This window comes from Burkholderia sp. Tr-20390, assembly GCF_017104595.1.
Classification (GTDB): Bacteria; Pseudomonadota; Gammaproteobacteria; order Burkholderiales; family Burkholderiaceae; genus Burkholderia.
On record NZ_JAAGPC010000211.1, the window covers coordinates 1 to 13853 of the forward strand.

Genomic DNA, 13853 nt, shown 5'->3' on the forward strand with positions numbered 1-13853 from the left:
TGGTGCCGTCATCGGCCGGTTCGCTGCTGTCGCCCGCTTCCCAGTAGACGACATCGCGATACAGGCGCAGGCATTGCCCCGCGTGATCGACGCGCAGCGCATGGGCGACATGCGTGGCACGCAACTGCCGCATCATGTTGGCGAGCCGGGCCGCCGACGCGCCCGGCAAGCCGAGCCGGCGCATCCAGAAGCGCAGCAGGTTCGCGCCGCGCGTGTCGTCGAACGCTACCAATGCGTCGCGCGACAGTGCCTGCCCGTCATCGCGCGCGGCAACGGCAAAGTCGAGTTCGGCCAGATCGTCGAGCAGTCGCTGCGCGGCCGCCGCATGCTGGGCCGCGCGGCCGAGCGCATCGCGAAAGCCCGGGAAATGCACGGCCAGCGCCGGCAGCACGTCAATGCGCAGCGCATTGCGCGCGTAACGCGTGTCGTTGTTCGATTCGTCGTCGATCCATGCCAGATCGCGCTGCGTCGCATAGCGTTCGAGTTGCGCACGCAACAGTCGCAGCAGCGGGCGCACGCGCTCGACGCTCACGCCGTCAGGGCGGTAACGCGGCGCCATGGCGGCCAGCCCCGCGATCCCCGCGCCGCGCAACAACTGCAGCAATACGGTCTCGGCCTGGTCGTCCGCATGCTGTGCGAGCCACAGCGCGGCCGCGCCGTGGCGCTCGCACATCTCGTCGAGCGCCGCATAGCGCCGCTCGCGCGCCGTTGCCTCGACACCGAGGCCGCTGTCGCGCGGCACGTCGACGCGCATCGATTCGAACGCGACACCGAGCTCTGCGGCGCTCGCCTCGGCGTGTGCCACCCACGCGTCGGCATTCGCACTCAGCCCGTGATGCACATGCAGCGCGACACAGCGCGACGCGCCCGCGACGCGCACGGCCGCATCGAGCAATACCGTCGAGTCGAGGCCGCCGCTGTACGCGATCGCGATGCGTGCATCGGGCGGCATGCCGGAAAGCGCAACGCCGACCGCGTCGAGAACGACGCGGTCGGCGGAGAATTCGGTGGGCGGAATCACGAGAGGAACGCGCGCGCAGCGGCGCGCGATTGGAGGACGCAGCCGGTCATGCGCCCGGCGTGGTTTCCTTGAACTTGCCGTAGGCCATCAAGCGCTCGAAGCGGCGCTCGCGCAGCGCATCGATGCTCATCCCCTGGAACTGGCGCAGCGAATCGGCCAGCGCACGGCGCAGCAGCGCAGCCATGCCCTTCGGATCGCGGTGCGCGCCGCCGAGCGGCTCGTTGATGATCTTGTCGATCAGGCCGAGCGCCTTCAGGCGGTGCGCGGTCAGGCCCAGCGCTTCCGCTGCTTCCGGCGCCTTCGCGGCGCTCTTCCACAGGATCGACGCGCAGCCTTCCGGCGAGATCACCGAGTAGGTCGAGAATTGCAGCATCATCACGGTGTCGGCCACCGCGATCGCGAGCGCGCCGCCCGAACCGCCCTCGCCGATCACCGTCGTGATGATCGGCGTCTTCAGCTCGGCCATCACGTAAAGGTTGCGACCGATCGCCTCCGACTGGCCACGCTCTTCCGCGCCGATGCCCGGGTACGCGCCCGGCGTGTCGACGAACGTGAAGATCGGCAGACCGAACTTCTCGGCGAGACGCATCAGGCGCTCGGCCTTGCGATAGCCTTCCGGACGCGGCATCCCGAAGTTGCGCGCGGCGCGCTCCTTCGTGTCACGGCCCTTCTGGTGACCGATCACCATGCACGGATGGCCGCCGAAGCGCGCGAGGCCGCCGACGATCGACACGTCGTCCGCGAATGCGCGGTCGCCGTGCAGCTCGTGAAAATCGGTAAACAGTTCCGCAACGTAATCGAGCGTGTACGGACGCTGCGGATGCCGCGCGATCTGCGAGACCTGCCACGGCGACAGGTTCGCGTAGAGGTCTTTCGTCAGTTGCTGGCTTTTCTTCGACAACCGCTCGATTTCTTCCGAAATGTCGACAGCCGAGTCGTCCTGCACGAATCGCAGCTCTTCGATCTTGGCCTCGAGTTCGGCGATCGGCTGTTCGAAATCCAGAAACGTGGTCTTCATGTGTTCGAATCCTTGGGTCTTGCGGCAGCGCGTATTCTACCCGCGCGGGCGACGCTCAAAACCGGCTCTCAACTATTGATGTTTAAAACTCGATAGCCGCCACTCAGGCGTCGGCGTCCGGCGCATCGAGGCTGCGCCACATGTACCAGGTCGCGACGGTGCGCCACGGCTCCCAGTTGGCGGCAACTTCGCGCGCCTCGCTGCGCGTGACGGGTTCCCCGCTGAAGTAATTGACGCTGATCGCGCGGATCAGGCCCGGGTCGTCGAGCGGCAGGACGTCCGGCCGCGACAGGTTGAAGATCAGGAACATCTCGGCCGTCCAGCGGCTGATGCCGCGGATCTGCGTGAGTTCCGCGATCACGTCCTCGTCGTCCATCGACGTCCATTTGTCGACGTGCAGCGCGCCCGACACGAAATGCTGCGCGAGATCGAGGATGTATTCCGTCTTGCGCTTCGACAGCCCGCACGCGATCAGCTTGTCCGCGCCGAGCCGGATCACCGGCTGCGGCGCGAGTTTCGGACAGGCATCCCCGATGCGCGCCCACAGCGACTGCGCCGACGGCACCGAAATCTGCTGGCCGACGACCGAGCGCGCGAGCGTGACGAACGGGTCGCCGCGCTTCACGAGATGCGCGGGACCGAACTTCGGAATCAGTTTCTTCAGGATCCGGTCGCGCTTGACGAGGTCGGCGCATGCCTTGTCCCAGTATGCAGGACGCACGACCACCTCCTCGCCGTCCGCTTCGGACGCACGGGCCTTGCGGGCCGCGTCGGCGGCCGGCGGCACCGCCGCCGGTTGCGCATGACCGTTGAGCGCGCCGTTCGGCACGGCGCGCGTCGCGTCCGTCTTCGCCGGCGGCACGCGCTTGGCTGCCGGACGCGCGGCGACCGGGGTCGCGCGCCTGACCGGCGCTTTTCTGGCCGTTGCCATCTTGCCTCCTACCTGACGGATCGGTCAGTGGAACGCACCGCGCTCATACGCGACGCCATTCGGTCGATCCGCCCGGTTTGTCTTCAAGTGCGATACCGGTCTCGAGCAGTTCCGCCCGGATCCGGTCCGCTTCGGCATAGTCCTTCGCTTGCTTCGCCGCGACACGCGCGGCGATCTTCGCTTCGATCTCGTCGGCGGCGAGCCCGCCCGCCTGCGCGGCGCCGGACGCCTGCTGCAGGAACGCGCGCGGTTCGCGGCCCAGCAGGCCGAGCAGGCCCGCCAGCTGTTTCAGTTGCCGCGCGAGCGATGCGTCGCCCGTGCGATTCACCTCGCCCGCCAGTTCGAACAGCGTAGCCACCGCGACCGGCGTGTTGAAGTCGTCGTTCATCGCGGCAGCGAAACGCTGCGCGTGCGGCTCGTTCCAGTCGAGCGCGAGCGTGTCGGCTTCAACATCTTTCAGCGCGGTATAGAGACGCGTGAGCGACGCGCGCGCATCGTCGAGATGCACGTCGCTGTAATTGAGCGGCGAACGGTAGTGCGTGCGCACGATGAAGAAGCGCATGACTTCCGCATCGTAGCGTTCGAGCACTTCGCGGATCGTGAAGAAGTTGCCGAGCGATTTCGACATCTTCTCGTTGTCGACCTGCACGAAGCCGTTGTGCATCCAGTAATTGACGAACGTCTGGCCGGTTGCGCCTTCGCTCTGCGCGATCTCGTTCTCGTGGTGCGGGAATTGCAGATCCTGCCCGCCGCCGTGGATGTCGAAATGCTCGCCGAGCAGCGTGCAGCCCATCGCCGAGCACTCGATGTGCCAGCCCGGGCGCCCCATCCCGTACTTCGACGCCCACGACGTGCCTTCCGGATCTTCCGGCTTCGCGCGTTTCCACAGCACGAAATCGAGCGGATCCTCCTTCGCGTCGTTCGCGGCGACGCGCTCGCCCGCGCGCAGGTCGTCGAGCGACTTGCCCGACAGCTTCCCGTAGTTCGCGAACTTGCGCACCGAGTAATTGACGTCGCCATCGGTCGCCTGGTACGCGTAGCCGTTCGTCTCGAGCGTCTCGATCATGCCGAGCATCTGCGGGATGAACTCGGTCGCGCGCGGCTCGATGTCGGGCCGCTGGATGCCGAGCGCGCTTTCATCGTCGTGCATCGCGCCGATGAACCGGTCGGTCAGCGACTTGATCGTCTCGCCGTTCTCGACCGCGCGGCGGATGATCTTGTCGTCGATGTCGGTAATGTTGCGCACATACGTGACCCGGTAGCCGATCGCACGCAACCAGCGCTGGACGAGGTCGAACACGACCAGCATGCGCGCGTGGCCCACGTGACAATAGTCGTATACGGTGATTCCGCATACGTACATCCGCACTTCGCCAGCCTGGCGCGGCACGAAGACTTGCTTGTCACGCGCGAGCGTGTTGTAGATGCGCAGTGATTCCATAGAGATGAACCGTGAGCCGAAGGAAACCGCCCTGGCGAAGCTCGCCCAGCATGCGAAACGGACGGACCATCTGCTGCGGCACCAGGCCGAGCGTCCTCGATATCACATGGGGCGGTCAGGCTGCAAGCACAGCGGTGACGGCCACGAGAGGCAAAGAAAGACTGTCTGACGCTCGCCGGAACGCGCAGACGTTTTGTTAGAATGGCTCGGAGTATAACATTCCGATTTACGCCTATGAAACCTCATCGCGGCCGCGCGCAGAGCGCTGCGACCCTCGTTGCGACCACCGTCATGGGCGTCGCGCTGACGCTTTTCGCGGCTCCCGCGGCGCATGCGCAGAAGGCCCCGGCCACCGCCGACGGCACGCCCGAAATCGACGCGTCGATCGCCGGCAAGCAGTGGAAGCAGGCGCTCGCGCAGCTCGACGCGCGCATCGCATCGAACCCGCGCGACGTGCAGGCGCAGTTCAAGCGCGGCACCGTGCTCGCCCGCCTGAACCGCGATGACGACGCGATCCAGCAGTTCGTCGCGATCACGCAGGCGTACCCCGAACTGCCCGAGCCGTACAACAACCTTGCGGCGCTTTACGCGAAGCATGGCCGCTACGACGAGGCGCGCACCGCGCTCGTCACGGCGACGCAATCGAACCCCAGCTACTCGCTCGCCTACGAGAACCTCGGCGATCTCTACCTGCGCCTCGCGGCCGAGTCGTACAAGCGCGCGCAGTCGCTCGGCCGCACGAGCGGCGCGACCGCGCAGCGCCTCGCCGATCTCCAGAAGATCGTGTCGCCGCCGAAGGCCGCGCCGAATGCCCGCGCAGCCACACCGGCCACGCGCGACTACTCCGACCGCGCAGCCGCGAACGTGAGCACCACCACGCTGCCGATGTCGCCGACGTTCCAGTTCAGCGGTCCGTCGGGCGCACTGGCGGCGCCGTACGTCGCGCCGTCGCAATAAGCGGCGCGGCCTTCTTTCCCTCCCAACCTGAGGATCGCAATGAAACGTCTGTTGCTGGCGCTTGGCGGCGCCGCCCTTCTCGCGACCGCGACCGCACCTGCGTTCGCGCAATCGGCTACCGCGCACCCCGTCGTGCAGCTGAAGACCTCGCAGGGCGACATCCGCGTCGAGCTCTACCCGGAGAAGGCGCCGAAGTCCGTCGCCAACTTCCTCGATTACGTGAAGGCCGGCCAGTACAACGGCACGATCTTCCATCGCGTGATCAAGGGCTTCATGATCCAGGGCGGCGGCTACAAGACCAACTTCGAGGAGAAGCCGACCCGCGCGCCGATCCCGCTGGAGAGCCGCAATGGTCTGAAGAACCTGACGGGCACGATCGCGATGGCACGCACGAGCGATCCGAATTCGGCCACCGCGCAGTTCTTCATCAACACCGTCGACAACAGCGGCCTCGACTACCCGAACCCGGACGGCAACGGCTATGCGGTGTTCGGCAAGGTCGTGTCGGGTCTCGACGTCGTGAAGAAGATCGAAGGCGTCGCGACGACCTCGCGCGGCCCGATGCAGGACGTGCCCGCGCAACCGATCGTGATCGAATCGGCCAGCATCGTCTCGAAGTAAGAACCTGCCGGCACGTCCGGCGCCTCACGCGGCCGCGTCGCACGACCGGCCGCGTGCCATTTAAACCGCCTCACCGAAGGAATTCATCATGGTTGAACTGCATACGAACCACGGCGTGATCAAGCTCGAGCTCGACGCCGCGAAGGCACCGAAGACGGTCGAGAACTTCCTGAACTACGTGAAGAAGGGCCACTACGACGGCACCGTGTTCCATCGCGTGATCAACGGCTTCATGATCCAGGGCGGCGGCTTCGAGCCGGGCCTGAAGCAGAAGCCGACCGATGCGCCGATCGACAACGAGGCGAACAACGGCCTGAAGAACGACAACTACACGGTCGCGATGGCACGCACGAACGATCCGCACTCGGCGACCGCCCAGTTCTTCATCAACGTGAACGACAACGACTTCCTGAACCACTCGTCGCCGACGCCGCAAGGCTGGGGCTACGCGGTGTTCGGCAAGGTCGTCGAAGGCCAGGACGTGGTCGACAAGATCAAGGGCGTCAAGACGGGCAACGCTGGTTTCCACCAGGACGTGCCGACTGACGACGTCGTGATCGAGAAGGCCGTCGTGGTCTGACGCGCAGTTACGGAGGCACTTCGATGTTGCAGGAGAGTCCGCCGCGAAGCGTCTCCGCGGGCGTGCCGGGCGAGCGCGAATACGCGCAAGCCGCACGCCCGTTCCTGTTTCTCTCCGATCTGCACCTGAGCGAAGCGATCCCGAAGACGGTCGCGGCGTTCGAGCATTTCGTGAAATACACCGCCGACAGCGCCGACTCGGTGTTCATCCTCGGCGACCTGTTCGAATACTGGATCGGCGACGACATCCTCGACGACGATCCGTTCGCGGCCCGGATGGCCGCGCTGATGCACACGTTCTCGGAGCGCGGCATTGCGCTCTACGTGATGCACGGCAACCGCGATTTCCTGCTCGGCCGGCGCTTCATGAAGGCAGCCGGCGCGATGCTGCTGCCCGATCCTTCGCTGATCATGGCGTTCGGCCAGCGCATCGTGCTCGCACATGGCGACGCGCAATGCACGGCCGACCGCGGCTACCAGGTATTCCGTCGCTTCGCCCGCAACCGCGCTGCGCAATGGCTGTTTCTCGCCTGGCCGTTCCGCTGGCGCCGTGCGCTCGCGCAGCGCATGCGCTCGAACAGCGAAGCGGGCCGGATGCGCCCTGCTTCGGCGATCTACGATGTCACGCGTGAAGGCGTGGCCGCGCTGTTCCGGAAAAGCCGCGCGAGCGTGATCATTCACGGCCATACGCACCGCCCTGCCCGGCACATGGAACCGGGTGGCATCCGCTGGGTGTTGCCCGACTGGGATCTCGACCACGGCAAGCCGCGCGGCGGCTACCTGCGCGTCGACGCAGAAGGCATCCACGCGATGCCGCTCAACTGACACCGCCGCTGCCGTCGCACCCACCGGCAGCAGCGGGCATCCATTGAATTACGCCTGGCGTTCGACCGACTTGCCTTCCAGCACGGCCGACAGCCGGCGCAGATCGAGGCGCGCCGCGTCGGCGCCCTGCAGTGTTTCCAGATGCGTGCCGAGCCGTTCGAGCGCCGCGACGATCTCGTCGACGCGGCGGCTTTCCTTCGCCGCGTGATCGATCAGCCCGTGAATCGCGAGCGACATCGGATCATCGGCATTCGGCGTGATCCCGTATGCGCAGAACGCCGCGCGCTCGGGCTGCGGCTTCGGCTGCGCCGGCATCACGACGCGCGCCGGATTGCCGACCGCCGTGCCGCCTGCCGGCACCGGCTTCACGACGACCGCGTTCGAACCGATCTTCGCGCCCGCACCGACCGTGAAGCCGCCGAGCACCTTCGCGCCCGCGCCGACGATCACGCCGGCCTCGAGCGTCGGGTGACGCTTGGCGCCGCGCGTGAGCGACGTGCCGCCCAGCGTCACGCCCTGATAGATCGTGCAGTCGTCGCCGACGATCGCCGTCTCGCCGATCACGACGCCCATCCCGTGATCGATGAACACGCGCCGGCCGATCGTCGCGCCGGGGTGAATCTCGATCCCCGTCAGGAACCGGCCGGCCTGCGACGCGAAACGCGCGAGCCAGTAGCGCTTCGCGCGCCAGCATGCGTGCGCGAAGCGATGCAGCACGAGCGCATGCAACCCCGGATAACAGGTCAGCACTTCCCATGCACTGCGAGCGGCGGGATCCCGCTCGCGAATCGTTGCAACGTCTTCGCGCAGTCTCGTGAACATGATGTGGTCTGGGAAAAGGCCGGCGCGCATCGCCGGCAATGACCGGCCGTTATCGCGCCCGGTAATTTACTTATGACGTTCGGCGATTGTAGGGCGAGTCACGAACGGCCGCACGCGCTCGCCAGTTCACCCCGCCGCCGGCACGGGTATTCGGGCGGAACGCCTGCTGTTACCGGGTTGGCGGGGTGGTCAACCAAGTGAAGTGATCGGCCCCGGCGCTTTCGGCGGCCGACCCGGCACCTGCCGACGGGGTGGTTGCCCCAGGCGCCGACACATCCGCCACCCCGTGCGCCGACCGCTTACGCGTCGCCGTCGGGCTTGCCCGATTTCAGCAGGATGTGCTTCGCGACACCGCGCAGGATGTTGACCTCCTCGCGCTCGAGGCCCGTGCGCGCGAACAGGCGCCGCAGCCGCGGCATCAGCTTCTTCGGGTTGCGCGGATCGAGGAAATCGAGCGCGATCAGCGCGTTCTCGAGGTGCACGTACATCCGCTCGATCTCGTCGCTCTGCGCAAGCGTGCCGGCTTCGGCCGACGGTTGCGCCGACGGCTCGCTCGCCTGCTCGAGCAACGCGACACGCAGCTCGTACGCAAGCACCTGCACGGCCTGTGCGAGATTCAGCGAACTGTAGGCCGGGTTCGCCGGGATGTGCGCCAGCGCACTGCACTGCTCGACATGCTCGTTCGCGAGGCCCGTGCGCTCGTTGCCGAACACGAGCGCGATGTCGCCCGTGCCGACCTGCGCGCACGCCTGCGTGGCGGCGGCACGCGGCGCCAGGCGCGGCGGCCCGTATTCGCGCGTGCGCGCGGTCAGCGCGATCGACCAGTGAACACCGGACAGCGCGTCGCCGAGCGTCGGCACGACATGGGCGGACGCGAGGACGTCGTCCGCGCCGCTGGCCATCGCGATCGCCTCGGGATCGCTCTGCACGTGCGGCACGCGGGGCGCGACCAGCACGAGACGCGAGAAGCCCATCGTCTTCAGCGCGCGGGCGGCCGCCCCGACATTGCCGGGATGGCTCGGCTCGACGAGCACGAAACGGGTGGACGTGAACCCGCCGGACGGCGGCTGGGACGAGGCCGCGCCCGGCTCGGACGGCGCGGCGGTGATCTGCGGGGTTTCCACTACGATACGACTCGGTTCATCAGAATGGCAGTATGGTATCGCCATCGCCGCGGCAAACCCACTCGTCCGGACGGATAGTGGGGGTTTCCCCGTACGCCGGTCGCCTGGAACCGACAAAAATCGGGTAAAATCATGCCTTTACGCGTCGCACTCCGTGCGGCGCGGGTCGTACCCCGTTCTTTGTCAATTCGCGTCTCATCTCGCCTGCCACGCTTGCGCCGTGCCGGGCGGTTGTTCCACTTCGTGGCGGCCCGTGCCGCCAGCTACAGGATCCAGGCTCATGCATCCCATGCTCAACATTGCTGTCAAGGCTGCGCGCCGCGCCGGACAGATCATCAATCGCGCGTCCCTCGATCTCGACCTGATCGAGATCCGCAAGAAGCAGCAGAACGACTTCGTCACCGAAGTGGACAAGGCCGCCGAAGACGCGATCATCGAGACGCTGAAGACCGCCTACCCCGACCACGCGATCCTCGCGGAAGAATCGGGCGAATCGGAGAACGAATCCGAATTCAAGTGGATCATCGATCCGCTCGACGGCACGACCAACTTCATCCACGGCTTCCCGTACTACTGCGTATCGATCGCGCTCGAGCACAAGGGCGTCGTCACGCAGGCTGTCGTCTACGACCCGAACAAGAACGACCTGTTCACGGCCACCCGCGGCCGCGGCGCGTACCTGAACGACCGCCGCATCCGCGTCGGCCGCCGCGACCGCCTGTCGGACGCACTGGTCGGCACGGGCTTCCCGTTCCGCGAAAAGGATGGCCTCGATGCCTACGCGCGCCTCTTCACCGAAATGACGCAGGCCTGCACGGGCCTGCGCCGTCCGGGCGCGGCCGCACTCGATCTCGCGAACGTCGCGGCCGGCCGCCTCGACGCGTTCTTCGAGCAAGGCATCAACGTGTGGGACATGGCAGCGGGCAGCCTGCTGATCACCGAGGCCGGCGGCCTCGTCGGCAACTACACGGGCGACGCCGACTTCCTGCATCGCCATGAAATCGTCGCCGCGAATCCGAAGATCTACGCGCAGATGATCCCGATCCTGAAGGGTTACACCCGCGTGCATCCGGCAGCGGAGTAAGCCCCGGCCGCGCCTGCATGGCGCGGCTTGCACGCACGCCGCTCGCGGGCATCGTCATGACGGCGCACCGTTCGCCTCCCGGTTGCCGGGAGGCGAGACAATCTTCCCGCACAAGGGTCGCTTCGTGCACCTATCCTGAAGTTGCCTGAGTTGTACGGGCCGGTCAGCGTACTGCCGCTTGCACGGCCCTTCCCGCAATGACAATGATGGGTTTGCGTCCGGCATGCCCGCACGGCGGACAACACCGCCGGCCAGCCGGCCCCCGACCGTATCAACACCGCCACGACGCCGTGGCAATCGCATCCGAGTCCCCATGTTACGGCTAAGCGAAATTAAACTCCCCCTCGACCACCCCGAAAGCGCGCTCGAGGCCGCGATTCGCGCGCGCCTCGCGGAGCTTGGCGTGGCCGCGGACGGGCTCCTCCGTTACACCGTGTTCCGCCGTGCGCACGATGCGCGCAAGCGCGCCGACATCAAGCTCACGTATATCGTCGATGTCGAAGTCACGGACGAGGCAGCCGCGATCAAGCGCCTCGCCGGCAAGCCGCATTGCGGCGTGACGCCCGACATGGCGTACCACTTCGTCACGAAGGCGCCCGAGCACGGCAATTTCCTGCGCCCGGTCGTGATCGGCATGGGGCCGTGCGGCCTGTTCGCGGGGCTGATCCTCGCGCAGATGGGTTTCCGCCCCATCATCCTCGAACGCGGCAAGGCCGTGCGCGAGCGCACCAAGGACACCTTCGGCCTGTGGCGCAAGAGCGTGCTCAACCCCGAATCCAACGTGCAGTTCGGCGAAGGCGGGGCCGGGACGTTTTCCGACGGCAAGCTGTACAGCCAGATCAAGGACCCGAACCACTATGGCCGCAAGGTGCTGGACGAATTCGTCAAGGCCGGTGCGCCAGACGACATCCTGTATCTGAGCCGGCCGCACATCGGCACGTTCCGCCTCGTCAGCATGGTGGAAAAGATGCGCGCGTCCATCCACGAACTGGGTGGTGAAGTGCGTTTCGAAACGCGGGTCGACGATATCGAGATCGATCAGGGCAAGGTACGCTCGCTGAAGCTCTCGAACGGCGAAACGCTGCAGTGCGACCACGTGGTGCTGGCCGTGGGCCACAGCGCGCGCGACACCTTCCAGATGCTGCACGATCGCGGCGTCTATATCGAAGCCAAGCCGTTCTCGCTGGGTTTTCGCATCGAGCATCCGCAGGGGCTGATCGATCGCAGCCGCTTCGGCAAGTTCGCGGGCCACAAGCAGCTCGGCGCGGCGGACTATAAGGTGGTCCACCACTGCAGCAATGGCCGCGCGGTCTACAGCTTCTGCATGTGCCCGGGCGGCACGGTGGTCGCGGCGACCTCCGAGCCGGGCCGCGTGGTCACCAACGGCATGAGCCAGTATTCGCGGGCCGAGCGCAACGCGAATGCGGGCATCGTCGTCGGCATCACGCCGGACGACTATCCCGGCGGCCCGCTGGCGGGCATCGCGTTCCAGCGCAAATGGGAAGAGCGCGCGTTCGAACTCGGCGGCGGCGATTACCGTGCGCCGGGCCAGTTGGTCGGCGATTTCATCGCAGGCCGGCCGTCGACGTCGCTCGGCTCCGTGGAACCGTCGTACAAGCCGGGCGTGAACCCGACCGATCTCAGCACCGCGCTGCCCGACTACGTGATCGAAGCGATCCGCGAAGCGCTCCCCGAGATCGACAAGAAGATCGCCGGCTTCGCGATGCACGATGCGGTGCTCACCGGTGTCGAGACGCGCACTTCGTCGCCGATCCGGATTCGACGCAAGGACGATTACCAGAGCATGAACGTCGAGGGGCTGTATCCGGCGGGTGAAGGTGCGGGGTATGCGGGTGGCATCTATTCGGCGGCCATCGACGGGATCGAAGTCGCGCAGGCGGTGGCGCTCAGCATGACGTCGGGGCAAGCGGCCTGAGGTACGAAACGAGTCGGCACGCGAAGGTTCTCGACCTGAGCGGCGCCGACTTTCGCATGGCCGGCCAGGAGCGCGGTCGGACGGCGGCGTGAGAAAAATCACCGCCGGTCGCGCAATCTCGGGCCATCTGGCCGAATGGCGAACTTCACGCGTGCATGCCGAAGCCACTGGTAAGCTCGGGCAACCAAAGCAACAACTTCACGCCTGACTTATGACCACGCTGTCGCCCAACGCCTTCGCCGGTCATACTCCAATGATGCAGCAGTACCTGCGGCTTATCTGACAAGGCTCGGCGTTCAAGACCTACGCTTGCACTTTTTGAAGATCGGCCGTTACGGGCGACGGGGCGGGAACGCCTTCAACGCTGAACTACTCGATGGCCGTGCCGCGAACGCAAGCAGTTGCACATGGTTTGGAATCGCCGGATGAGGCGTAGATTCCCGTCAACCAGCTTTGGGTGCAGCGCTTGTTCTCTATGGTCGACGCGGCTGCTTCTCCGGCAAAAAGACTACGTGGTCCTACTGTCTTTCCGCTTCATAAAATCAAGCAGAGCTGCTATCAGAAAAAGGAATGCTGCAGCGCCCATCAATCCGTACAGAAAGTAGTGCTCGCCAACGGTTAGATATACGACTGATCCGTGCGTATCCAATGGAAAGATCCGTCCACTTTCAGGTCGAGCAACCTTGCTCCGATTGGCGTCAAAGTACAGCCAGATAAAGATAGACGAAAACCAGGTGCACAACGACGCGTACGCTATGGCCTTAATTGCACCCATCGTCATCTCCCTTGGCTCCACGGTCCCGCGACGGGTCCGTGCCCGCCCCCCTCATGACAATCTCCTTTCATTCGAAGGGAGATGCAGTCTACGTCAGGAGCAACGGACGCTGCGGACCCCGAACGGACAGTTAGCTTGGCCGGATGCACGCGTCATCTCCCTCCTAACCGCCTTGAAATTACGAACACCTCGACGTCCGACATTGAACATTCCTCCATCGAGGCATCACTTTCAGTGACCACCTCTAAGGTTTCACCATCCTTCTCGGCAAAAATAACTAGATGTATTTGACGGTACAGATCTTTTCCAATTTGTTCCGATGCGAGTCGAACCGTCTTGGTCTTGCTGAAGTCGAGTCTGTCGTAACTCGTTAAGCCTGCATTCTTGAGATGCGCGAACGCCATTCTGGTAGGCCAGCGCTCAACTCCGGCGCAGTCCGGGTGTCCCGCGACCGCAACTACACTCCACGAAATACATGTTGCCGCGACATACAAGGACCCAATCACGGTGCGGACAGCAGCGGTCACATCCGGCGAAAGTCCGTCTCCCACAAACCGGCAACTTAGGGCGGGGAGTTTCGTGTGAGCCATTTGTGACCTTACCCCGCCGAGTACACCATTCGTAAGTTAGTGGGCTCGCCGGTTTTCGGTTGATGCAGTTGCCGGAATTGGTCCGGCGCCAGTTGCCCAAGGGCACTATGCGGACGCACCGAGTTGTAG

Annotated in this window: 12 protein-coding genes; 6 read left to right on the forward strand and 6 right to left on the reverse strand. The window is 65.5% G+C overall.

Annotated elements, in window-relative coordinates; translation table 11 throughout:
• The 4 genes from tilS to cysS all read right to left on the reverse strand — a co-directional run.
• The coding region (gene tilS, locus G3N98_RS34255) for a tRNA lysidine(34) synthetase TilS (RefSeq protein ID WP_206150629.1) at positions 1-1021 on the reverse strand (1021 nt) is incomplete at its 3' end.
• A gap of 46 nt (positions 1022-1067) precedes the next feature.
• Positions 1068-2039 carry an acetyl-CoA carboxylase carboxyltransferase subunit alpha gene (locus G3N98_RS34260; RefSeq protein ID WP_039364696.1) on the reverse strand — a complete coding sequence of 324 codons (972 nt, stop codon included), beginning with the start codon at positions 2037-2039 and terminating at the stop codon, positions 1068-1070.
• Between the two features lie 103 nt (positions 2040-2142).
• Positions 2143-2970 (reverse strand): DNA-3-methyladenine glycosylase, encoded by an 828-nt coding sequence (locus G3N98_RS34265; RefSeq protein ID WP_089425730.1) that lies wholly within the window; start codon positions 2968-2970, stop codon positions 2143-2145.
• 43 nt (positions 2971-3013) lie between these two features.
• Positions 3014-4411, reverse strand: coding sequence for a cysteine--tRNA ligase (gene cysS, locus G3N98_RS34270; RefSeq protein ID WP_069248324.1), 1398 nt, complete (start codon positions 4409-4411; stop codon positions 3014-3016).
• 234 nt (positions 4412-4645) lie between these two features.
• Here cysS and G3N98_RS34275 point away from each other — a divergent pair, with 234 nt between their 5' ends.
• The 4 genes from G3N98_RS34275 to G3N98_RS34290 all read left to right on the forward strand — a co-directional run bounded on the left by G3N98_RS34275 (position 4646) and on the right by G3N98_RS34290 (position 7393).
• Positions 4646-5368 (forward strand): tetratricopeptide repeat protein, encoded by a 723-nt coding sequence (locus tag G3N98_RS34275; protein WP_206150630.1) that lies wholly within the window; start codon positions 4646-4648, stop codon positions 5366-5368.
• A gap of 39 nt (positions 5369-5407) precedes the next feature.
• A complete protein-coding gene (locus tag G3N98_RS34280; RefSeq protein ID WP_011352517.1) occupies positions 5408-5989 on the forward strand; it encodes a peptidylprolyl isomerase in 582 nt (193 codons plus the stop codon).
• 88 nt (positions 5990-6077) lie between these two features.
• On the forward strand, positions 6078-6569 hold the full coding sequence (locus G3N98_RS34285; protein ID WP_006478428.1) for a peptidylprolyl isomerase: 492 nt from the start codon (positions 6078-6080) through the stop codon (positions 6567-6569).
• 23 nt (positions 6570-6592) lie between these two features.
• Positions 6593-7393: a UDP-2,3-diacylglucosamine diphosphatase gene (locus G3N98_RS34290; RefSeq protein ID WP_206150631.1), complete on the forward strand. Its 801-nt coding sequence runs from the start codon at positions 6593-6595 to the stop codon at positions 7391-7393.
• Positions 7394-7441: 48 nt separating this feature from the next.
• On the opposite strand, the gene cysE is transcribed toward G3N98_RS34290, so the two are convergent.
• Both cysE and G3N98_RS34300 read right to left on the reverse strand, forming a co-directional pair.
• On the reverse strand, positions 7442-8245 hold the full coding sequence (gene cysE / locus G3N98_RS34295; protein ID WP_089425733.1) for a serine O-acetyltransferase: 804 nt from the start codon (positions 8243-8245) through the stop codon (positions 7442-7444).
• Between the two features lie 269 nt (positions 8246-8514).
• Positions 8515-9339, reverse strand: a complete 825-nt coding sequence (locus G3N98_RS34300; protein WP_089431252.1) for an RNA methyltransferase — start codon at positions 9337-9339, stop codon at positions 8515-8517.
• 280 nt (positions 9340-9619) lie between these two features.
• Between G3N98_RS34300 and G3N98_RS34305 the strand changes: the two genes are divergently transcribed.
• A complete protein-coding gene (locus G3N98_RS34305; protein ID WP_011352522.1) occupies positions 9620-10423 on the forward strand; it encodes an inositol monophosphatase family protein in 804 nt (267 codons plus the stop codon).
• Between the two features lie 313 nt (positions 10424-10736).
• The gene (locus G3N98_RS34310) at positions 10737-12359 is read left to right on the forward strand and encodes an NAD(P)/FAD-dependent oxidoreductase (RefSeq protein WP_206150632.1); all 1623 of its coding nucleotides are present in this window, start codon (positions 10737-10739) and stop codon (positions 12357-12359) included.
• The last annotated feature ends 1494 nt before the right edge of the window (positions 12360-13853 follow it).